19 protein-coding genes and 2 riboswitches are annotated in these 21,555 nt (G+C 37.3%); of the genes, 15 read left to right on the top strand and 4 right to left on the bottom strand.

What is annotated here, in order from left to right:
* From pstA to WAX78_RS07465, 9 genes are all read left to right on the top strand, one after another.
* Complete coding sequence (gene pstA / locus WAX78_RS07505; protein WP_336481672.1) at positions 1–867, top strand: phosphate ABC transporter permease PstA; 867 nt, start codon at positions 1–3, stop codon at positions 865–867.
* Positions 868–897: 30 nt separating this feature from the next.
* Positions 898–1,713, top strand: coding sequence for a phosphate ABC transporter ATP-binding protein (gene pstB / locus WAX78_RS07500; RefSeq protein ID WP_336481671.1), 816 nt, complete (start codon positions 898–900; stop codon positions 1,711–1,713).
* A 104-nt stretch (positions 1,714–1,817) separates the two neighbouring features.
* Entirely contained in the window at positions 1,818–2,474 is a 657-nt protein-coding gene (gene phoU / locus WAX78_RS07495; RefSeq protein WP_336481670.1) for a phosphate signaling complex protein PhoU, read from the top strand.
* A 434-nt stretch (positions 2,475–2,908) separates the two neighbouring features.
* Entirely contained in the window at positions 2,909–4,099 is a 1,191-nt protein-coding gene (locus WAX78_RS07490; protein ID WP_336481669.1) for a glycosyltransferase family 4 protein, read from the top strand.
* A gap of 6 nt (positions 4,100–4,105) precedes the next feature.
* The gene (locus WAX78_RS07485) at positions 4,106–6,463 is read left to right on the top strand and encodes a sugar phosphate nucleotidyltransferase (RefSeq protein WP_336481668.1); all 2,358 of its coding nucleotides are present in this window, start codon (positions 4,106–4,108) and stop codon (positions 6,461–6,463) included.
* 70 nt (positions 6,464–6,533) lie between these two features.
* Entirely contained in the window at positions 6,534–6,683 is a 150-nt protein-coding gene (rpmG, locus tag WAX78_RS07480; RefSeq protein WP_012095458.1) for a 50S ribosomal protein L33, read from the top strand.
* 50 nt (positions 6,684–6,733) lie between these two features.
* Positions 6,734–7,312 carry a 5-formyltetrahydrofolate cyclo-ligase gene (locus WAX78_RS07475; protein WP_336481667.1) on the top strand — a complete coding sequence of 193 codons (579 nt, stop codon included), beginning with the start codon at positions 6,734–6,736 and terminating at the stop codon, positions 7,310–7,312.
* A 102-nt stretch (positions 7,313–7,414) separates the two neighbouring features.
* Positions 7,415–7,609 carry a YqgQ family protein gene (locus WAX78_RS07470; protein WP_141524992.1) on the top strand — a complete coding sequence of 65 codons (195 nt, stop codon included), beginning with the start codon at positions 7,415–7,417 and terminating at the stop codon, positions 7,607–7,609.
* A 157-nt stretch (positions 7,610–7,766) separates the two neighbouring features.
* Positions 7,767–8,744 (top strand): ROK family glucokinase, encoded by a 978-nt coding sequence (locus WAX78_RS07465; RefSeq protein ID WP_336481666.1) that lies wholly within the window; start codon positions 7,767–7,769, stop codon positions 8,742–8,744.
* A gap of 136 nt (positions 8,745–8,880) precedes the next feature.
* Here the strand turns inward: WAX78_RS07465 and WAX78_RS07460 are convergent, their stop codons facing one another.
* Positions 8,881–9,054: a DUF2759 domain-containing protein gene (locus WAX78_RS07460; protein ID WP_336481665.1), complete on the bottom strand. Its 174-nt coding sequence runs from the start codon at positions 9,052–9,054 to the stop codon at positions 8,881–8,883.
* A gap of 162 nt (positions 9,055–9,216) precedes the next feature.
* On the opposite strand from WAX78_RS07460, the gene WAX78_RS07455 reads away from it, so the two are divergent.
* Entirely contained in the window at positions 9,217–9,846 is a 630-nt protein-coding gene (locus WAX78_RS07455) for an MBL fold metallo-hydrolase (protein WP_336481664.1), read from the top strand.
* 11 nt (positions 9,847–9,857) lie between these two features.
* Positions 9,858–10,973, top strand: coding sequence for a class I SAM-dependent methyltransferase (locus WAX78_RS07450; RefSeq protein ID WP_336481663.1), 1,116 nt, complete (start codon positions 9,858–9,860; stop codon positions 10,971–10,973).
* A 158-nt stretch (positions 10,974–11,131) separates the two neighbouring features.
* Here the strand turns inward: WAX78_RS07450 and WAX78_RS07445 are convergent, their stop codons facing one another.
* Positions 11,132–11,422 carry an ArsR/SmtB family transcription factor gene (locus WAX78_RS07445; RefSeq protein WP_000894376.1) on the bottom strand — a complete coding sequence of 97 codons (291 nt, stop codon included), beginning with the start codon at positions 11,420–11,422 and terminating at the stop codon, positions 11,132–11,134.
* A gap of 353 nt (positions 11,423–11,775) precedes the next feature.
* On the opposite strand from WAX78_RS07445, the gene WAX78_RS07440 reads away from it, so the two are divergent.
* Together WAX78_RS07440 and WAX78_RS07435 are read left to right on the top strand one after the other, a co-directional pair.
* On the top strand, positions 11,776–12,621 hold the full coding sequence (locus WAX78_RS07440) for an MBL fold metallo-hydrolase (RefSeq protein ID WP_336481662.1): 846 nt from the start codon (positions 11,776–11,778) through the stop codon (positions 12,619–12,621).
* A 21-nt stretch (positions 12,622–12,642) separates the two neighbouring features.
* Positions 12,643–13,107, top strand: a complete 465-nt coding sequence (locus WAX78_RS07435) for a GNAT family N-acetyltransferase (RefSeq protein ID WP_336481661.1) — start codon at positions 12,643–12,645, stop codon at positions 13,105–13,107.
* Between the two features lie 337 nt (positions 13,108–13,444).
* Here WAX78_RS07435 and metC read toward each other — a convergent pair whose 3' ends face one another.
* Positions 13,445–14,608 (bottom strand): cystathionine beta-lyase, encoded by a 1,164-nt coding sequence (gene metC / locus WAX78_RS07430; protein WP_336481660.1) that lies wholly within the window; start codon positions 14,606–14,608, stop codon positions 13,445–13,447.
* Entirely contained in the window at positions 14,605–15,717 is a 1,113-nt protein-coding gene (locus WAX78_RS07425; protein WP_336481659.1) for a methionine biosynthesis PLP-dependent protein, read from the bottom strand. Before WAX78_RS07425 ends, metC begins: the two co-directional genes overlap by 4 nt.
* 73 nt (positions 15,718–15,790) lie before the next feature.
* Positions 15,791–15,910: riboswitch (SAM riboswitch) on the bottom strand.
* Between the two features lie 200 nt (positions 15,911–16,110).
* A riboswitch (SAM riboswitch) is annotated at positions 16,111–16,221 on the top strand.
* A gap of 73 nt (positions 16,222–16,294) precedes the next feature.
* Here WAX78_RS07425 and WAX78_RS07420 point away from each other — a divergent pair.
* Together WAX78_RS07420 and metH are read left to right on the top strand one after the other, a co-directional pair.
* Positions 16,295–18,130 (top strand): bifunctional homocysteine S-methyltransferase/methylenetetrahydrofolate reductase, encoded by a 1,836-nt coding sequence (locus tag WAX78_RS07420; protein WP_336481658.1) that lies wholly within the window; start codon positions 16,295–16,297, stop codon positions 18,128–18,130.
* A complete protein-coding gene (gene metH / locus WAX78_RS07415; protein ID WP_336481657.1) occupies positions 18,127–21,528 on the top strand; it encodes a methionine synthase in 3,402 nt (1,133 codons plus the stop codon). The genes WAX78_RS07420 and metH overlap by 4 nt, the downstream gene beginning before the upstream one ends.
* Positions 21,529–21,555: the final 27 nt, after the last annotated feature.

Below are 21,555 nucleotides of genomic sequence, written 5' to 3'. Positions count from 1 at the left end.
ATGCGTATGTTAAATGAGCGAAATATAGAAGAACATATGTCTTCTCGATTCCGGAAAGATCGTGTATGCAAGATTGCATTCCGTATAACTATGTTATTTTCACTTTGTATATTAATTTTTTTGCTGTACCAAATTTTCCGACAAGGCATAGCATATATTTCATTTGATTTTTTTACCAATTTTGCATCGCGAAATCCAGAGAAAGCTGGTATTGCAGCTGCTTTATCGGGAACGATTTTATTTATGAGTGTTGTTACTCCTACTTCTTTTTTATTAGGAGTCGGAACAGCTCTTTATTTAGAATACTATGCCAAGCAATCATTGTTTACACGAATGATAAAAATCAACATTCAAACGTTGGCAGGAGTGCCATCTGTTGTTTTTGGATTATTAGGATTAACAATGTTTGTATATGGGCTGCAGTTAGGTGAAAGCATATTGGCAGCAGCATTAACGATGAGTCTTCTCGTTTTGCCGACAGTTGTTGTAGCAGCGCAAGAGGCACTTCGATCTGTGCCGAGATCTCTGTTGGAAGCTTCTTATGGAGTGGGGGCAACGAAGTGGCAAACGATGTCTCGTGTTGTTATTAAAGCAGCAATGCCAGGAATTTTAACAGGTTGTATTTTGGCATTATCACGAGCGATTGGAGAAGCAGCTCCATTACTTGTCATTGGGGCACTTGCTTTTGCAAACTATGTACCGCTTGATGTATTTGATAAATTTACAGTTTTACCAATTCAAATTTTTAATTGGATGAGCAGGCCGCAGGAGGAGTTTCAACATGTAGCAGCAGCTGGAATTATTGTGTTACTACTGTTGTTGCTTTTTATAAACACTTTTGCAATATGGCTACGAAATCGTAAGTAAGAAGGACATGGATGAAAGGGGAATTTCAAAATGGTATCTACAGTAGTAAATGTACAGGTGAAAAAAGAAGAAAAGACTATCCCTCAGACAAAAAAGGTTGTATTTGATACGAAAAATTTAAACTTATGGTACGGAGAAGATCATGCGTTAAAGGATATTAATTTAAGTATTTATGAGAATGAAGTGACAGCAATTATTGGGCCAAGTGGTTGCGGGAAATCTACGTATTTAAAAACATTAAATCGTATGGTTGAACTAGTACCAATCGTTAGGACAACAGGGGTGATTGAATATCGTGATCGTAACATTTTCGATAAATCTTATCCTGTTGAGGAACTACGTACACATGTTGGAATGGTATTTCAGAAGCCAAATCCATTTCCAAAATCAATCTACGAAAATGTTGTGTATGGCCCGAAAATTCATGGTATTCGCGATAAGAAAACGTTGGACGAAATTGTTGAGAAGAGTTTGCGCGGTGCGGCGATTTGGGATGAATTAAAAGATAGATTACATGATAATGCGTATGGGCTATCAGGTGGACAGCAGCAACGTTTATGTATTGCACGTTGCTTAGCGATTGAACCAGATGTTATTTTAATGGATGAACCAACATCAGCGTTAGATCCAATTTCTACATTAAAAGTGGAAGAGTTAATTCAAGAGTTAAAGAAAGATTTCAGTATCGTTATTGTTACACATAACATGCAACAAGCAGCACGTATTTCTGATAAAACTGCTTTCTTCTTAAGCGGAGAAGTAGTGGAATATACAGAAACGAATAAATTATTTACAACTCCAACAGACAAACGAACAGAAGATTATATTACAGGCCGATTCGGTTAATAGTGTCGGTTTGAGAGAGAAATGTATGTTCTTATCAATTGGAATAATTCGGTGAGAGCTTCATCTTATATTGGGGCACGTGTAACGAATAAAGGGGGACCAACATGGTACGCGAACAATTTCAGTATGATCTGCAAGCATTACAGCAAAAAATTATTGAACTAGGTGAATTAGCAAAACAAGCTCTTGAAATTGCAATGGAAGGATTGCGTACAAGAGATGTAGAGAAGGCGCTTGAGGTAATCGATGGTGATTACCGTATGGATAATTTGGAAGAAGAAATTAATGATTTTGCATTAATGTTGATTACGAAACAACAACCTGTTGCTAGTGATTTACGAAGAATTTTTATTTCTATTAAAACTGCAACAGATTTAGAACGTATTGCAGATCACGCAGTAAATATTGCTAAGTCGACAATCCGTCTTGGTGAAAAAGAAGTATCTGTATCATTACAAAACCTTGAAGATATGTTCAAAATTGCAATAGATATGCTGCAAAATGTGATTCAATCTTATAGAGAAGAAAATTTAACATATGCGAAAAAGATTGCTGAGATGGATGATGAAGTCGATGAACTTTATGGGAAAGCTATTCGCGAGTTTATTTCTTCTATTCCAAATCAGCCAGAGACGATTGGACAAATCACACAGCTGTCGTTTATTGCACGTTATATTGAACGAGTAGCTGATCATAGTACAAACATTGCCGAAAATGTTTTTTATCTTGTAAAAGGAAAGCATTATTTATTAAATGAATAAGAATTGTTAAGAGAGGAATGCAGAATGTTCCTCTCTTTTTTTTAGTCAAAATATGACAAAAAAGGATTATTGTTACTTTGTTATTGCGATGGTAAGATGGATTATAATGCAACCGAAAGAAAACGCTTACTTTTTACGTTCATGAAAGGAAGTTTCACTTTACCCCGCTCAAACGGTTGGTAAGAAGTATAGGCAAGAAGAAAAATCAAACCATCCGTAAGAGCCCGATTGGTTCAGCTAACCTTTCATGAAAAAAGCGTTCATGAAAGGAAGTTTCACTTTACCCCGCTCAAACGGTTGGTAAGAAGTATAGGCAAGAAGAAAAATCAAACCATCCGTAAGAGCCCGATTGGTTCAGCTAACCTTTCATGAAAAAAGCGTTCATGAAAGGAAGTTTCACTTTATTCTTCTACGCGAAGAGAAAAGAGGGATGTATGGAGCCTTTGCATATTTTAATGTTGGCATGGGAATATCCCCCGATGATGGTAGGTGGCCTTGGAAGACATGTATATGAATTATCCCGGGCTCTTGCACATAATGGGCATTACGTGCATGTAGTAACGGTACACGAAGAGCGTTGCACGACATATGAAAAGATACATGATGTACATGTGCATCGTGTTTCAGTTGATGATCGTGAAAAGTATCATTTTTATGAATGGATTGCTCAGTTAAACAAGTCTATGTTTGCTTATACACAAGAATTGTGTAAATGTTATACGTTTGATGTGATTCATGCTCATGATTGGCTTGTTGCTATTTGTGCAATGGAACTGCAAAAACAGCAACATTTGTCACTCGTTACAACAATTCATGCAACGGAACATGGACGCAATGGTGGGATTTATACATCACTGCAATGGAAAATACATATGCATGAAAAAGAGCTAGTAAAAGAATCTAACATTGTGATTGTTTGCAGTCAGTTTATGAAAAATGAGGTTGTACGAGACTTGGAAATAAATGGTGAAGGTGTTGTTGTACATCCAAATGGGATTGACCGCCATTTCTTTCATGCTGTTACGCCTTCATTAGAAATTACGCAGCGTTATAATTTAGCAGAACGCTTGGTTGTATTTTCAATTGGCCGTATTGTCAATGAGAAGGGCTTCTATACCATTATTGAAGCAGCACCGCAGATTATTAAGCTATACCCACAGGTTTTGTTTATTATTGCAGGTCAAGGGGCCATGTTAGAGCAGTATCGTGCAGTTGTACAGGGAAGGGGATTGCAACATTCTATCTTTTTTCTCGGTCATATTACAGAAGAAGAACAACGAGCTTTTCTCCAAAGGTGTGATGTATTATTAATTCCAAGTTTGTATGAACCTTTTGGGATTGTTGCATTAGAAGGGATGCTCGCAAAGAGACCGGTTTTGGTTTCACGTGTGGGTGGTCTGCAAGAGATCATTATAGACGGTGTGAATGGGTTTCAAATGAAATCAGGCTGCTCGCAAAATTTGAGTGAGAAATTAATATTTATTATAGAACAACGAGAATTTGCTCAGTGTGTAGCAAATAAAGGATATGAAGATGTTCTTGTTCACTATAATTGGGGTGAAATTGCAAGAGCAACCGCACACACGTATGAAAAAGCAGTTCAACATCATAAATGTGGAGGTTGAATGCCGATGAAGGGGGTTATTTTAGCAGGAGGGAAAGGGACACGTTTACGTCCGTTAACATGTAACCTTCCAAAGCCCATGTTGCCTCTACTACAAAAGCCAGTGATGGAATATAGTATTGAACTATTGAAACAGCATGGTATTCGAGAAATTGCTATTACTGTTCAATATATGAGTTCCGTTATTCAAAATTATTTTGGTGATGGTAGTAAATGGGGAGTGAAGTTATATTACTTTGAAGATACTCCTCCTCTTGGTACAGCGGGGAGTGTAAAACAAGCAGAAAAGTTTTTAGATGAGCCATTTGTTGTGATTAGCGGAGATGCACTAACAGATTTTCAGCTATCTAAAGGGATTGATTTTCATAACAGTCATAACGGAATAGTTACAATGTTTGTTAAAGAAGTAGCTAATCCGTTATCGTATGGATTAGTTGTTACAAATCATCGCCATGAAGTTATTAAATATATTGAAAAACCAAGCTGGAACGAAGTAATTTCCAATACAGTAAACACTGGTATTTATATTATGAACCCCGACATTTTTTCTTATATTACACCTCATACGTTTTTTGATTTTAGTCATCATGTATTTCCTTTATTAGAAAATAAAGAAGCGATGTATGGATATGTAGCGGATGGATATTGGCTTGATATTGGAACATTTTCTCAATATCGTCAGGCTCAATTTGACTTGCTTACGAAGAAAGTTCATGTACCTATTCCATATACAGAAGTGTTGCCAATGGTATGGATTGGCGAAGATGTAACAATTGAAAAAGGAACAAAGATACACGGTCCTGCTTTTATTGGCGAAGGAACAACAATACAAACAGGAGCTGTTATTGAGCCGTATTCTATTATCGGTAAGCATAGCATGATTTCTGCATATACCCGTCTTCAAAAAAGTATTCTACTCCCCCATACGTACATAGGAAAGCAATGTGAGTTACTTGGAACAACAGTTGGGGCAAGTACAATTATTGAAGATGGAGTTACTTTATTTGAAAAGAGTGTTGTGGCTGATCAATGTCGAATTGGACGGAATGTAGTGATCAAGGCGAAGGGAAAAGTATGGCCAGAGAAAGTGGTTGAAAACAGTACAATTATTGCTTCATCTGGAATTAGAGAGCATGAAAATATTTCGTGTTTTCTGCAGAAAAGCCGTATGTGTGGGAGAAGTAATTTAGATATTACACCGCAAGTTGTTGTGAAAGTGGCAATGGCATACGGTTCTTTATTAGAAGAAGGAGGAAATTTGCTGATTGGCAGCAGTACACATACAGATGTAGAAATGTTTAAACATATTTTTTTACATGCTGTTCATACAGTGGGATTGCATACAAAGGAATGCCAAGAAATAAATGAGTCTTGTTTTCGATATGCGGTCGGGCAAACAAATGTCGTTGGCGGTGTGTTTTTTTATAAGGGGGAAGATGAGAAACTAGTCATTCAATTTTATAATGAAGAAGGAATGGGATTAACATATAAAAAGCAAAAAGAAATAGAAAATTTGTATATGGCAGAGTCATTTCGATATGTCGATTGTAAAAAAATTGGGAATAACGAAGTCATGCATGTTTGTTCAGATATGTATATTGAATCTGTCCTGCAATTAATAGATGTACCAGCTATAAAAAAACAAACATTCCATCTTCTTATAAATAAGTGGGATGAAATGTTTCAATCTTTGTTACTATCTTTTTTACAAAAAATTGGATGCACAGTAACGTGGATATACGCTGCTGAGAAAAAAGAGCATATTAAGTCATTAATGAAATCGAGTCAAGCAGATATGGCTATTATGTTTCGTGAACAGGGAAATACATTTGAGTTATATGATTCTTATGGAAATATTTACGGAAATACAAATTGTGAGGAGATTGATATTCCAAATTTATTATTTGAAAAAGATGAATGTGTCTATCCATTATCATTAAAGTTAGGAGAATGTTATCTTCTTTTCTATATGCAGAATGAAAATAAGAAATTATTTCAAATGAGATGGCAGCAAGATATTTTATTTCGAATTGGTAAATTATTGGAGTTAATCGTTCTACAAGGGAAAACACTTCCGGCAATGTTAGAGCAATATCCACCGCTTTACTTATTATGTGACGAGGTAGTTTGCTCATGGAATGAGAAAGGAAAGGTGTTAGGGATGTTGCTGCGAGACATGGCACAGAGGGAGTTTGAGGTATTAGAAGGAATTAAGTTTACACATGCGGAAGAAGAGTGGTCTTATGTTGTTTCTGATGTAAATCAACCGAAATTTCTTGTGTATTCTCAAGCAAGAAATCCAGTCATAGCAAAGGAAAATATGAATACTCTTATAGAAAAAATTAGACAATATCAAAAGGTGTAGAATTTTTATTTTAAAAGTGGTATTATAGTATAGTCTGATTTAAGTTATTAGTGACTGGAGGGAAATAAGAATGCGTGTAAATATTACTCTAGCATGTACAGAATGCGGAGATCGTAACTATATCTCAAAGAAAAACAAACGTAACAACGCTGAGCGTCTTGAGCTTAAAAAATATTGCAAGCGTGACAAGAAGTCTACGTTACACCGCGAAACAAAGTAAGCAGTAGGATATTTTCCTACTGTTTCTTTTGTATATAGGGGGAATTTATGATGAAAGAAGAGAAAAAAAGATTACGAAAAGAAATATTGCAGCGTATGAATACTTTATTGGAAGAACAGTATACGACTTTATCAGCAAAAATTGCAGATTCTTTATATAAACAACGAGAATGGATTGAGGCAAAAACAATCGGGATTACACTTTCTATGGAACGTGAAGTAAATACATATGCAATTATTGAAAAGGCATGGGAAGAAGGGAAAGCAATTGTTGTCCCAAAATGTAATCGTGAAACAAGAACAATGACATTTCGCCAAATTACGAATTTTGAACAATTGGAAACAGTTTATATGAATTTACGAGAGCCAGATCCGTCTATAACAGAAGAGGTATCAGCAGGGGAGATTGATTTACTTCTCGTGCCAGGTGTTGCGTTTACGCGTAAAGGAGAGCGTGTAGGATACGGTGGAGGATATTATGATCGTTATCTTGTGAACTATAAAGAGAAAACGCTATCATTAGTTTTTGATTTTCAAATTGTTTCTCATATCCCAGTTGAACCGTTTGATAAAACTGTACAAAAAATTATTACAGAAAAAGAAACAATCTCTATTGTGGAACTTACATAGGTCAATTATAAATTGACGATTCTTTTTCATGTTTATTATAATAAAATATGTGAACGTTTTCTTATTATGTTTTTATAGTAAGTGGACATAGAGGGTGAAAGAATGATATCTGTTTATGATATTCAACAATTATTAAAGAAATTTGGAACGATTATTTATACAGGAGACCGTGTTGCGGACTTACAATTAATGGGCGATGAGCTTCGTGAATTATATAAATCACAGCTGATTGAGCCAAAAGATTATCAAACTGCCTTATTTTTATTAAAGCAAGAAATTCAAAAAGAGATAAAGTGAAACTTTCATCAGTGGGGGCATCCCCCACTGATGGAAAGCTCTCACCAATCGGGCGCATGCCAGTAGTTATCCCCCACCTATCTTCTTTGTTTCCTCAGAATCTTCAGGTGGGGACCTTACTGGCACCTGAAGAAATTGATGAAGGAAGGGTAGTAAAATGGAAGAGAAATGGTTGGTTGGTGTTGATCTTGGTGGAACAACAATTAAGTTAGCGTTTATTAACATTTACGGTGAGTTTTTACATAAATGGGAAATCCCAACGAATATAAGTGAACAGGGAAAACATATTACACTTGATATTGCGAAAGCAATTGATAAAAAGTTAGAGGAATTAGGCGAGTTAAAAAGCAAGTTAATCGGAATTGGAATGGGTGCTCCAGGACCTGTTCATGTTGCTTCTGGAATGATTTATGAAGCAGTAAACTTAGGGTGGAAAAACTATCCGCTTAAAGATTTGTTAGAAGTAGAAACTGGTTTGCCAGTTGTCGTTGATAATGATGCTAATATTGCAGCGCTGGGAGAAATGTGGAAGGGTGCTGGAGAAGGTTCAAAGGATATTGTTTGTATGACACTTGGAACGGGTGTTGGTGGCGGTGTTATTACAAATGGTGAAATCGTACATGGTATAAGTGGAGCAGCTGGTGAAATCGGTCATATTACAGTTGTAACAGAAAATGGCTTTGCTTGTAACTGCGGGAAATCAGGGTGCTTAGAAACGGTTTCTTCAGCAACTGGTATTGTACGCGTTGCGATGCAAAAAATGCAGGAAACAGATGAAGCAAGTGTACTACGTTCGATGCTAGAACAAGAAGGAAGCATTACATCGAAAGATGTATTTGCTGCACTTGCACAAGGTGATGCATTAGCAGCAAAAATAGTAGACACAGTTGCTTCTTATTTAGGACTAGCGGTGGCAAACCTTTCTAGTACATTAAATCCAGAAAAGATTGTTATTGGCGGTGGTGTATCAAAAGCAGGTGATGCTTTGTTGCAACCAATTCAGCGCTATTTTGAACAATATGCATTTTCACGTGCTGTTAAAAGCACAAAACTAGCAATTGCGACACTTGGAAATGATGCCGGAGTAATCGGCGGTGCGTGGCTTGTGAAAAAGTATATTTATGAAGCAAAGTAATGTGAATTTTTATATGTGTTGAAGATTAACAAAATGAATAATCTTTTACGAGTATGACAAGAAAAAGGAAGGGAGATCCCTTCCTTTTTGCATATGCTAGAAATCATGATGTATGTAGAGAGTTTAAACAAGTTGCTTAATGTGCTGTTGGATAGCCACTGTTTATAAAAGTCATGACTGTAAACCAACCGAAAACAAGTACAGTTGCAACGGAAAAACCCCCAGCAAGAAGGTTCTTATCTCGCAACGTTTTAAGAGAAGAGTATACACCTATCAGAGTGACTAACGCAAAAATAATAACAAGACCCATACATATCCCCCTCTACTCTCTCATTTTTGTCTGAGTTTTTGTAATATTTTTTCATTTTAATTGTACATGTTTTCTATATTGTTGTCGAGGCATCGTTTCTTTTCTTATGAGAAGAAAATGTTGTATGATGAAAATGAGTGTAACGACTGGAGGAGATTAAGAGTGAATTGGATTCAAATGCCGTTAGGCCCACTGCAAACAAATGCGTATATTTTAAGTAATGATCAAAAAGAATGTATTATTTTTGATCCAGGTAGTGAAGGAGAAAAACTTGTAAATTATGTTAAACAAGAGCAGTTAAAGCCATTAGCTATTTTATTAACACACGCACATTTCGATCATATTGGTGCGGTAGATGAGGTACGCACTGCTTTTCAAATTCCGGTATATGTTCATCAAGAGGAGGCTGATTGGCTAGGAGATGCTACTGTTAATGGCTCGCAAATTTTTATGATGAATCGCAGTATTACGGCAAAACCGGCGGATCACATCATTGAGGAAGAAGGAGTATTAACAATTGGTTCATTTACATTTGATATGTATGAAACGCCAGGTCATTCACCAGGAAGTATTTCATACTATTGCAAAGAAGCAAATGCTGTATTCTCCGGAGATGTTTTATTTCAAATGAGCATTGGTCGTACGGATTTGCCAGAAGGTAGTTTCCAAGAATTAATCATGAGTATTGAAGAGAAGTTATTTGTACTGCCGGATGATACGAAAGTGTTATGTGGACATGGTCCAGAAACAACAATTGGTTTTGAAAAAGAAAATAATCCATTTTTACAATAAGGGGTACGAGAATGGAACACGTTCTAAAACAAGCAATGGAAAAAGAAATAGATCAGTCTATTTCTTATAGTACATATATGAGCCTTGCATTATATGACGTAAACAATGGCTATTATATGAAAGAACGTGAAAAAATCGGAAGGCAAGGAGATTTTTTTACAAGCAGTAACGTGTCTTCTATTTATGCCAAAACATTTGCTCATTTTTTTATTCAGCTTGTGGAAGCAGGAGTTGTTTCGCCGCATATATGTGAAGTTGGTGGTGGAACAGGAAAATTTGCATATGACGTATTACAAGAGTGGCAAACGATATCTCCCAATACGTTTGGAAATATGCAATACTCAATTATAGAGGTGAGTCCGTTTCATAGAGAGTTGCAGAAACAACAACTTATTTCCTTTCCCAATGTTTCGCAATATGCATCCTATGAGGAATTAGGAGCTTCCTTTACAGGAATTGTTTTTTCAAATGAGTTGTTTGATGCGTTTCCTGTAGAAGTGATTGAGAAACGAGAAAGAATGTTATATGAAGTGCGTATAAAGTATAACAGTGAGGGTAAGCTTGTTGAAGTATTGCGACTGCTAGATAGTGAAAGTATTATAAAGTATTTGCAAAGACATCAAATCTCACTTTATGAAGGACAACGATTTGAAGTACCGTTTCAAATGAATGCTTATGTAAAACAACTGACAAGTTGGCTGCAAGAAGGCTTACTTATAACCGTAGATTATGGTTATACAAATGAAGAATGGGCGCATCCAGCTCATCGTGAAGGAAGCATGCGAAGCTATTATAAGCATCAAATGATTCATGATCCTCTTCAATTCCCAGGAGAGATGGATATAACAACTCATATTCATTGGGACGCATTGAAGACAGTTGGAGAAGAGAATGGCTTACAAACAGTATGGCATACGAAACAAAGAGAATTTTTACTGGCTGCGGGTATTTTAGAACAGCTTGTAAATCATGAAGATCGTAATCCGTTTTCTGATAAACAGAAGAAAAACCGTGCAATTCGTTCTATGATTTTACAAGGTGGTATGGGAGATGCTTTTGATGTTGTCATTCAGCAAAAGGGGATTTCGTGTTTAAACTTAGAGCATTATCTACATGTTTTTTCATAAAATAAGGCGCAGAGTAAAATTCTGCGCCTTGTTTTATAGGTTAATACGACGTCTTTTAGGATTATGTAGTATTTTTATATTTTCTCTCATGATATATATTTATATTAAAGATATGAGATCAAAAATATACAATACGACCTATTTTTATTTGAATACCCCTAACCTAGTAATACGCGAACTAATTGAATAATCGTTTCATTTTCTACTTTGTAGTAAATTTCTAGCCCTTTTCTTTCGCTTGAAACAATTTTAGCGCTTTTTAATTTCGCTAAATGTTGGGAAATTGTAGATTGGGGCATATTTAAACCTGTATACATTGTAGAAACGTTACTTGGGCCTCGTTCAATCAATCCTTTTACAATACATAAACGAACTGGGTGAGCAAGTACTTTCAATAATTCCGCATTGTTTTCATACAATTCTAATTCCTTTTGAAAGGTTTCTAACATATTCTTTCCACCTCCATGCGTGCTGTTATACCATAATATACATAACAAAATTTTAAAGCAAAGAGAACAGTTGTTGCAAAAAAAATGCTCGAAAGTAAAGAAACTGTAAGAAAAGAGAACCTGGTGTAAATAAACTAGATAATTTTGGACGTTTTTCCAATAAGATAAATCAAGGTTTGTGAATTTAAATTACGGATATTTTTGTTCTTAATAAAAAACATTTTCATTTATATCACAATTTTACCATATTTTACGTTTCTTTCAATAATATAAATTAAAATTTTTAGAATAATTAGAAAAGGAGTTGTATATATCAATCTAGAAATTGGTAAGGATGGAAAGAAGGGATATTCATGAAGATAGAATTTTTAGGAACAGGTGGTGCCACGCCGATTCCAAGACCAGGTAGCTATAGTAAAGTAAGTAAAGAGGCGAGGGAAAAAGGTTTACCATATAGTAGAATGGGGCCAAGTATTTTTATTCACGACCTTCATTTATTAATTGATACACCAGAGGAAATACGATTGCAATTAGAGCGATCTCACATTTCAAAAGTAGAAGCCGGGATTTACTCACATTGGCATCCTGATCATACGATGGGGCGGAGAATTTGGGAAACGATGGCGTTTGAAACGAATAAAGCTTGGGCTACTACTGTGTATGTACCAGAGCAAGTAGCAGAAGATATGAAACAATTTCTAGGATCATGGGATCATATTCAATTTATGCAGCAACAAGGATGGATTGATTTAATCGTATTACGAGATGAGCAACCTTTCGAGAAAAATAAAGTGAAAGTTACTCCGTTTCGTTTATATGAACAATATGTGTATGCATTTTTATTAGAAGAAAAAGAAAAGCGAGTATTAATTGCAATGGATGAATTATATAAATGGGAAGAGCCTGCTCACTTAATTGGTAATTTAGATGTAGCAATCTTACCTATGGGAATCGTCGAGTTTGATTGGAAGACGAAAGAGCAAATAAGAGATCGTACTTTTATTGAACGCATACGCGAGGCGACGTTTGAAGATACGCTAGAAGTAGCGAAGCAATTACAAGCAAAACAAACAATTATTACGCACATTGAAGAAGTAGATAACCATGGATATGATGAGCTGAAAGAAATCGAAGCTGAATTACGAGCAGAAGGTATGAATATAACGTTTGCTTACGATACGATGCAGATTGAAGTGTGATGAAAACTTATTTTAATAGCGATGGGAGAGAAAGAGTATATGATGTCACTTCCAATTATAAAAGCTAATAATCAAGATGTGAGCGTTATTTTAAAGCATTCTGCAGCTGGGGTATATGAAAGTACTGGTAATACAGTTAACCCTCCGGAAGAAAAGGTATATGCAATGTTTACCGCTATACTGGAAAAAGGGGGATATTATCTAGTAGCCAAAGAAGAGGATCAAATACAAGGATGGATTCTTCTAGGTCAACATAAAGATTACTTTACAGATGCAATTCATGGATTTATTTATGATATATTTGTCTTACCTGAATATCGTGGAAAAGGACTAGCTAAGATGCTTATCCAGTACGGAATTGAGGAATTAAAATTAAAGGGCTATGACGAAATAGGTTTAAATGTATTTGCATCGAATACGGCGAAAGACTTATACAAAAGATTAGGGTTCAAAGAAACTCAAATTTTAATGAAATTATCAGTTTAATACTTTAAAGTTAGATGAGCTTTCATCTTCTACTTCCGCTAACGGGAGTTATATGAAAAAAAGTTCCTTCAGCCTTCTGAAGGAACTTTTTGGGTCTATAATTCTTTTTCGGAATACCAATAATTACAGTTTTGATTTTTCAACATGTAAGTTCCTGTTATGCAGAACAAAACATGACCTGCACTCGCTTTCTCCCTTTGTTTTAACCTTTGCACGTGGTAGGAAAAGGTCCTGACCGCTTCTATGCATGGCCAGATGCTCTTGCCCACCTAAAAAGAAAGGGGTTTTATGTCGGTTTGTTAATTTGTATTTATATCATTCTCTAGTTTAACCCTTTTTAAGATATAACAACTTCTTCTACATACGTAAGTGCATGCTCAAAGTCCGTAATTAAATCATCTGGATTTTCTAATCCAACAGATAAGCGCAGAAGTGAATTTGAAATCCCTCGTTTTTCACGTTCTTCTTGTGACATCGCAGCATGGGACATTTTTGCTGGATACGAAAGAATCGATTCAACAGCACCTAAACTAACGGCGAATACAGGAAGCTGAATATGTGTTAGGAATTGTCTTAGTGCATTTTCAGACTCTAGTGTAAAGGAAAGGACCGCTCCTGCTGATCTTGCTTGGGTGTGCTGCGTTTCATATCCGGCGTGGGACGGTAATCCAGGATAATAGATATCTTTAACTTTTGGATGCCCTTGCAAATAAAAGGCAATTTTTTCAGTACTTCGTGAAGAGTGCTCTAAGCGAACGTGTAATGTTTTTAAGCCGCGAAGGACAAGGGAACAATCTTGCGGCCCTAATATAGCTCCGAAAGAATTTTGTAAAAAACCAACTTTCTTTGCGAGTTCTTCATCTTTTACGACTGCCAATCCTGCGGTAACGTCGCTATGGCCTGCAATAAATTTTGTTGCACTATGGAGAACGATATCAGCCCCAAGTTCTAACGGTTTTTGAAATAGGGGTGTTAAAAATGTATTATCAACAAAAGTGAGCGCTCCAACAGATTTAGCAAGCTCACAAACAGCTTTAATATCTGTCACTTTTAATAATGGATTTGATGGCGTTTCAATATAAAAAACTTTTGTATTCGGCTGAATCTTTCGTTCTACTTCTTCTAAATTTGTCATGTCAACGAATGTGTGAGAAACGCCGTAACGAGAGAGAACTTCAGTTACAATTCGATATGTACCTCCGTATACGTCTTCAGAAATAAGAACATGATCTCCTTGTGATAAAAGAAGAAACGTTGTTGAAATAGCAGCCATGCCAGATGAGAAGGCAAACCCTTTGCTTCCACCTTCTAGTGAAGCAATGATTTCCTCGAGAGCTTCGCGCGTTGGATTTCCAGAGCGACTATAATCGTATTTTCCAAATGTATCTACATCAAATTGATGAAATGTGGATGTGTTATAAACAGGGACATTGACAGCCCCTGTTTGTTTGTCATGCTTAAAACGATTATGAAGTAAAAGCGTATCTAGTGAATAACTCATATTCTCACTCCTTCTTTTACTTGTTTTAGTGCTTGCTGTAAGTCTTGAATTAAATCATCTTGATTCTCAATTCCTACAGAGAAGCGGAGCAGACGATTACAAACACCGCGGGCTGTGCGAATATCTTCTGGTATATCTGCGTGGGTTTGTGTTGCAGGGTATGTAATGAAGCTTTCTACGCCGCCAAGACTTTCTGCAAACGTAATAAGAGAAAGAGATTGTAAGAATGGATCAATCCATGCTTCTTTTTTTAGTTTAAAAGAGATCATACCGCCTTTTCCCGGATAAAACACATCAGTTATAGATTCTTCTCCTTGTAAATAGGCAACAATTGCTTTTGCGTTTTCTTCATGCTGCTTCATACGCAGTGCCAATGTTTTCATGCCACGTATTAAAAGCCAAGAATCAAATGGGCTTAATACAGCTCCGGATGCATTGTGGTAGTGAGCAAGTTCTTCGCATAACTTTGCACCCTTAGCAACGACAAGTCCGCTCAATACATCGTTATGACCGCCTAAATATTTTGTAGCACTATGCAGGACAATGTCAGCACCTGTTGTTAAGGGTTGTTGTAAATACGGTGTGTAGAATGTGTTATCCACAATAAGAAGCAATTTGTGACGTTTTGCAACGGTAGCAACTGCTGCGATGTCCGTTACTTGCATAAGTGGATTTGTTGGTGTTTCTATGAAAATTGCTTTTGTCTTTGGTGAAATGGCCTTTTCAATTTCTTGTATATGCTGTGTATCTACGTATTTACATCGAACATCCCATTTTTGTTCGTGCTCTGTAAATAAACGATATGTTCCGCCGTATAAGTCTTCAGATACAATAAGTTCGTCACCAGAACGGAATAATGAAAGGACAAGAAGAACAGCAGCCATTCCTGAGCTACAGGCATAGCCTTGCTCGCCTTGCTCTAAGTCAGCGATTGCTCGTTCTAATAGAAGACGTGTTGGGTTTCCAGTTCGTGAATAATCAAACCCTGTTGACTTTCCAATTCCTTCGTGGCGATACGCAGTGGAGAAGTAAACAGGTGGGTTGACTGTTCCTGTTGTTGTTTCACTGCGGTTTCCAATTTGGGCAAGCTTCGTTTCAATTGTAGACATAATAGAATTCCTCCTTATACAAAATAAAAAAGCCTTCTAAGAAGAAGGCTTATATATGACAAATATAGTCTTCTTCTTATCTGTCAAATCATTTCTAAATTTGCTGGAATTAGCACCTTATTAACAAATAAAAAGCTTGTTAATGGTTGCTGAGGCGTCAATGGGCCAGTCCCTCGACCTCTCTCGATAAGAATTCGGAATATGAAGTTTTTTATTATGTTTTTTACTTTACAACAAATCGGGAAAAAAGCGCAACTATATTTTGAATAATTTTATTTTTCTTAAATTTATTTGACTTTCTCACTTTGACATGCTAAATTAATGAAAAAATTAACAAAGATTGTTAATGAGTGAACGGATAATGTTTACTTTTGGCATTCACAATAGAATGAACTCTTATCAAGAGTGGTGGAGGGAAAGGCCCTGTGAAACCCAGCAACCTTCAAACAATGTGTTTGAAACGGTGCTAAGACCTGCAGAACAAATTGTTCTGAATGATGAGAGGAGGATGAAATGCTGTCCCCCTCTTCATTGAGAAGAGGGGGTTTTTTATATTGGAAAGAAGAGAGGGAGATATGTGAAATTACTAGATTTATTGGAAAGAGGAATTGTTATTGGGGATGGGGCGATGGGAACTTTGTTGCACTCTCATGGTTTACAAAGCTGCTTTGAAGAATTGAATTTATCTGAACCGGAGCGGATTATTTCGATTCATAAACAATATGTTGCAGCCGGGGCAGATGTCATTCAAACAAATACATACGGAGCAAATGAAGGGAAACTGCGCATGTATGGGCTTGAGGATCGCGTAAGAAAGATTAACCGTGCTGCTGTAAGACATGCAAAAGAAGCAGTGACAGAAAAGAATGCAATTGTTGGAACAATCGGTGGTATGAAACACATTGGAGCAGTTACAACGACTGATATGGAACGAGAATTTATGCTCTTAGAGCAAGCAAATGCCTTGCTAGAAGAAAATGTTGATGGTCTATTATTGGAAACCTTTTATGATGAATTTGAATTGCTTCATGCAGTGAAAGTATTACGAAAGCAAACAAATGTCCCTCTTATTGCACAGCTTGCTCTTCACGCGGCTGGTACAACTCAAAATGGAAATAGTGTAGATGATGTATTGAAGCGGCTTATAGAGTATGGTGCAAATGTGGTCGGATTAAATTGTCAATTAGGGCCGCTTCATATGATTGAATCTTTTAAAACGATAGCAATTCCTGAATATGGTTATTTATCTGCATATCCAAATGCCGGTCTTCCTAAGTATGTAGAAGGTCGTTATGTATATGAAGGAAGCCCTGCTTATTTTGAAGAGATGGCGCCAGAATTTATTAAGCAAGGAGTTAGGTTACTGGGGGGGTGTTGCGGTACAACCCCTACTCATATCGAAGCGATGAAACGAGCGCTTGAAAATGAGCGTCCTGTAACAGCAAAAGAAGTTGTAAAGCGTACAGAAGTAATAACAACGAAGCGTGTACATACAGTGGATCGAATTACGTTAGCAGAAAAAGCGAAGAAAGAAACGACAGTGATTGTTGAGCTTGATCCGCCAAAAACTTTGGACACACAAAGGTTTTTTGAAGGAGCAAAAGCGTTGAAGCGTGCGGGAGCAGATGCTATTACGTTAGCAGATAATTCCTTAGCATCACCTCGTGTATCAAACATGGCGATGGGTGCGTTATTAACAAAGAACGATATTCCTGTATTAACTCATTTAACGTGCCGTGATCATAATGTGATCGGGCTTCAGTCTCATTTACTTGGATTAGCAGCGCTCGGTATGGAGGAAGTATTAGCATTAACAGGGGATCCAGCCCGCGTTGGTGATTTTCCTGGTGCAACATCTGTATATGATCTTTCTTCTGTAGAGCTCATTAAAATGATTAAAGAAATGAATAATGGGCGTTCTATTTTAGGGAAAACAATTGGAGAAGCTACCCATTTTTCAGTGGGCGGGGCCTTTAATCCGAATGTAAGACATATAGAAGCAGCTGTAAAACGAATGGAGAAAAAAATTGCAGCTGGAGCGGAGTATTTTTTAACGCAGCCTATTTATGATGCTGCAGTCATTCGAAACGTATATGAAGCAACGAAGCATATTGAGCAGCCAATTTTTATTGGCATTATGCCACTTGTAAGTAAACGAAATGCAGATTTTCTGCATTTTGAAGTGCCAGGCATTACCCTTCCAGAACAAGTGAGAAGGCGTATGGATGGACATAGAACGCCAGAAGAAGCAGTGACAGAAGGGATTCGTATATCTCAAGAGTTAATTGATGTTGCAATGGAATTATTTAATGGTATTTATTTAATTACACCATTTTTAAAGTACGAAGTGACAGAAGCACTTGTTAAGTATATTCAGGCGAAGAAAGAGCAGAAAGAAGGAATGAATGTATGAGACCAATCGAGGAAAGATTGCAGCAAGACATTTTAATTTTAGATGGTGCAATGGGGACGATGATTCAACAAGAAGACCTTTCGGCTGCAGATTTTGGCGGAGAAGAATATGAAGGCTGTAATGAATATTTAGTAAAAACACGCCCAGATGTTATTTTACATATTCATAAAGCGTATATTGAAGCAGGAGCAGATATTATTGAAACAAATACATTTGGTGCAACGAACATTGTACTAAGTGATTATAATCTCTCTCACTTAGATGAGGAGTTAAATGAAAAGGCAGCTCAATTAGCAAAACAGGCTGTAATAGAGAGCGAAAAAGAAGTATATGTAGCTGGTGCAATGGGCCCAACGACAAAAGCGATTAGTGTTACGGGTGGGGTGACGTTTGAGGGGCTTATTGAGGCATACACAAGACAGGCACGCGGGTTATTGCGTGGTGGTGTAGATTTGTTACTTGTGGAAACAAGTCAGGACATGCGTAATGTAAAAGCGGCCTGTTTAGGAATTGAAAAGGCATTTGTTGAGGCAGATAAAAGAGTTCCTCTTATGATTTCTGGAACAATTGAACCGATGGGAACAACGTTAGCTGGGCAAACAATTGAGGCATTTTACTTATCGGTAGAGCATATGAATCCACTATCAGTAGGGTTAAACTGCGCAACAGGACCGGAGTTTATGAGAGAACATATTCGTTCACTCGCAGAGTTATCAGAGTGTTATATTTCTTGTTATCCAAATGCTGGGCTTCCGGATGAAGATGGCCATTATCATGAGTCACCGCATTCGCTTGCATATAAAGTGAAGCAGTTTGCAGAAGAAGGTTGGGTCAACATTGTTGGTGGATGTTGCGGAACAACGCCAGCACACATTCGAGCGATGAAAGAGGCGTTGTTATCATTTCAGCCACGTGTGAAGCAAGAAAGAAAAGGGCATGGAATTAGCGGGCTTGAAGCATTGCAATATGAAGATGCAATGCGTCCGTTATTCGTTGGGGAGCGTACGAATGTAATTGGCTCAAGGAAATTTAAACGTCTTGTTGCAGACGGGAACTTTGAAGAAGCAGCAGAAGTAGCCAGGGCACAAGTAAAGAAAAATGCCCATATTATTGATATTTGTATGGCAGATCCAGACCGTGATGAAATAGAAGATATGGAGAATTTCCTGCAAGCTGTGACGAAAGTATTAAAGGTGCCAATTATGATCGATTCGACAGATGAGAAAGTTATGGCAAGAGCTCTTACTTATTTGCAAGGAAAAGGAGTGATTAACTCCATTAACTTAGAAAATGGAGAAGAGCGTTTTGAAAAAGTGATTCCACTTATTAAACAGTATGGAGCTGCTATTGTTGTTGGAACAATTGATGAAATTGGTATGGCGGTAACGGCCAAGCGGAAGCTTGAAATTGCGAAAAGAAGTTATGAGTTATTAACAACGAAATACGGAGTACGCCCATCTGATATTATTTTTGATGCACTTGTATTCCCTGTTGGAACAGGAGATGAAGAATATATCGGTTCAGCTGTGGCAACAATTGAAGGCATTCGGCTTATAAAAGAAGCAATGCCTGAGTGTTTAACGATATTAGGTGTAAGTAATATTTCGTTCGGTTTACCACCAGCAGGACGCGAAGTATTAAATTCAGTCTTTTTATATCATGCTACAAAGGCAGGCTTAGATTATGCAATTGTTAATACTGAAAAACTAGAGCGCTATGCCTCTATTTCTGAAGAAGAAAAAGCATTAGCAAACGCTCTTTTGTTTGAAACGACGAAAGAAACATTAGAGAAGTTTACAAACTTTTATCGAAATGTGAAGCAGAAAGAAGTCGTAGCAGCTGAAACGTTAACGCTTGATGAGCGCTTATCTCATTATATTGTCGAAGGAACGAAGCAAGGATTACACGATGACTTGCAAGCTGCGCTTGCTGAAGGAAGAAAGCCGCTTGACATTATTAATGGGCCGCTTATGGCAGGAATGGATGAAGTAGGGCGTTTATTTAATAACAATGAGCTGATTGTTGCAGAGGTGTTGCAAAGTGCGGAAAGCATGAAAGCAGCGGTTGCTTATTTAGAGCCATATATGGAGACAACTGATAGTGCGAAGAAAGGGAAAGTATTGCTTGCTACAGTAAAAGGGGATGTACATGATATCGGTAAAAATTTAGTGGAAATTATTTTATCTAATAATGGATATGATATTGTGAACCTCGGTATTAATGTGCGATCTGATCGTATTATTCAAGAGGTGAAAGAACAAAATCCTGATATTATTGGATTATCAGGATTACTTGTTAAATCTGCGCAACAGATGGTGACAACAGCAGAAGACTTAAAAGCAGCAAATATTGATGTTCCCATTGTTGTAGGCGGAGCAGCGCTGACGCGGAAATTCACAGAAACTCGCATCTCTCCTTCTTATCAAGGACTCGTCTTATACGCAAGCGATGCGATGACGGGGTTAGATCTTATCAATCGTCTGCAACACGAAGAGGAACGAGAAAAGATGCGTGAAGAAAAAGCGAAGCGCCACCTACATGTTGTTGCAACAGAAGAGAAAAAAGTAGTAGAGGTACCAGTACAGATTGAAAAATTACCTGCAGTGCCAGTGATCATACCAGATTCTACAAAACGTGTCGTTCTCCGGGATTTTCCAGTAGCACATCTTGCTCCTTTTTTAAATCGACAAATGTTACTTGGGCATCACTTAGGTTTAAAAGGGAACGTAAAAAAATTGTTGCAGGAAGGAGATAGAAGGGCCCATGAACTCAATGATTTAATTGATGAATTACTTCGTGAAGGAGAATCGTGGTTACGTCCGAGTGCTGTATATCAATTCTTTCCTGCACAAAGTAAAAACCAAGATATCTTAATTTATGACCCAAAAGATCGGGCGCGTGTATTAGAACGTTTTACATTTCCAAGACAAGGGAAAGCACCATACCGAACGTTAGGCGATTACCTGCGCCCAGTTGGGGATGAAATGGATTATGTTGCTTTTTTAGCTGTAACAGTCGGAAAAGGCGTGCGCGCCGTAGCAGAGAAATGGAAAGAGAAAGGTGATTATTTACGCAGCCATGCTATTCAGTCGCTGGCACTTGAACTTGCAGAAGGCTTAGCTGAAAAAACGCATATGCTCATACGTGATCGCTGGGGATTTCCAGATTCACCAAACATGACGATGGAAGAGCGGTTCCGCACAAAATATCAAGGAATTCGCGTTTCTTTTGGCTATCCTGCATGTCCGGAACTGGCTGATCAAGAAAAGTTATTCCGCCTCATTCATCCGGAAGAGATTGGAATTTCCTTAACGGAAGGGTTTATGATGGAACCAGAGGCTTCCGTTACAGCAATGGTATTTGCTCATCCAGAAGCACGTTATTTCAGTGTGTTATAATCTAAAGTAAAACTTCTATAAAAGGAG

The organism is Bacillus yunxiaonensis (assembly GCF_037104695.1).
In the GTDB taxonomy this organism is placed as follows: Bacteria; Bacillota; Bacilli; order Bacillales; family Bacillaceae_G; genus Bacillus_A; species Bacillus_A yunxiaonensis.
The sequence above is the reverse complement of the archived record's forward strand: the minus strand, read 5'-3'. Positions and strand labels throughout refer to the sequence as shown.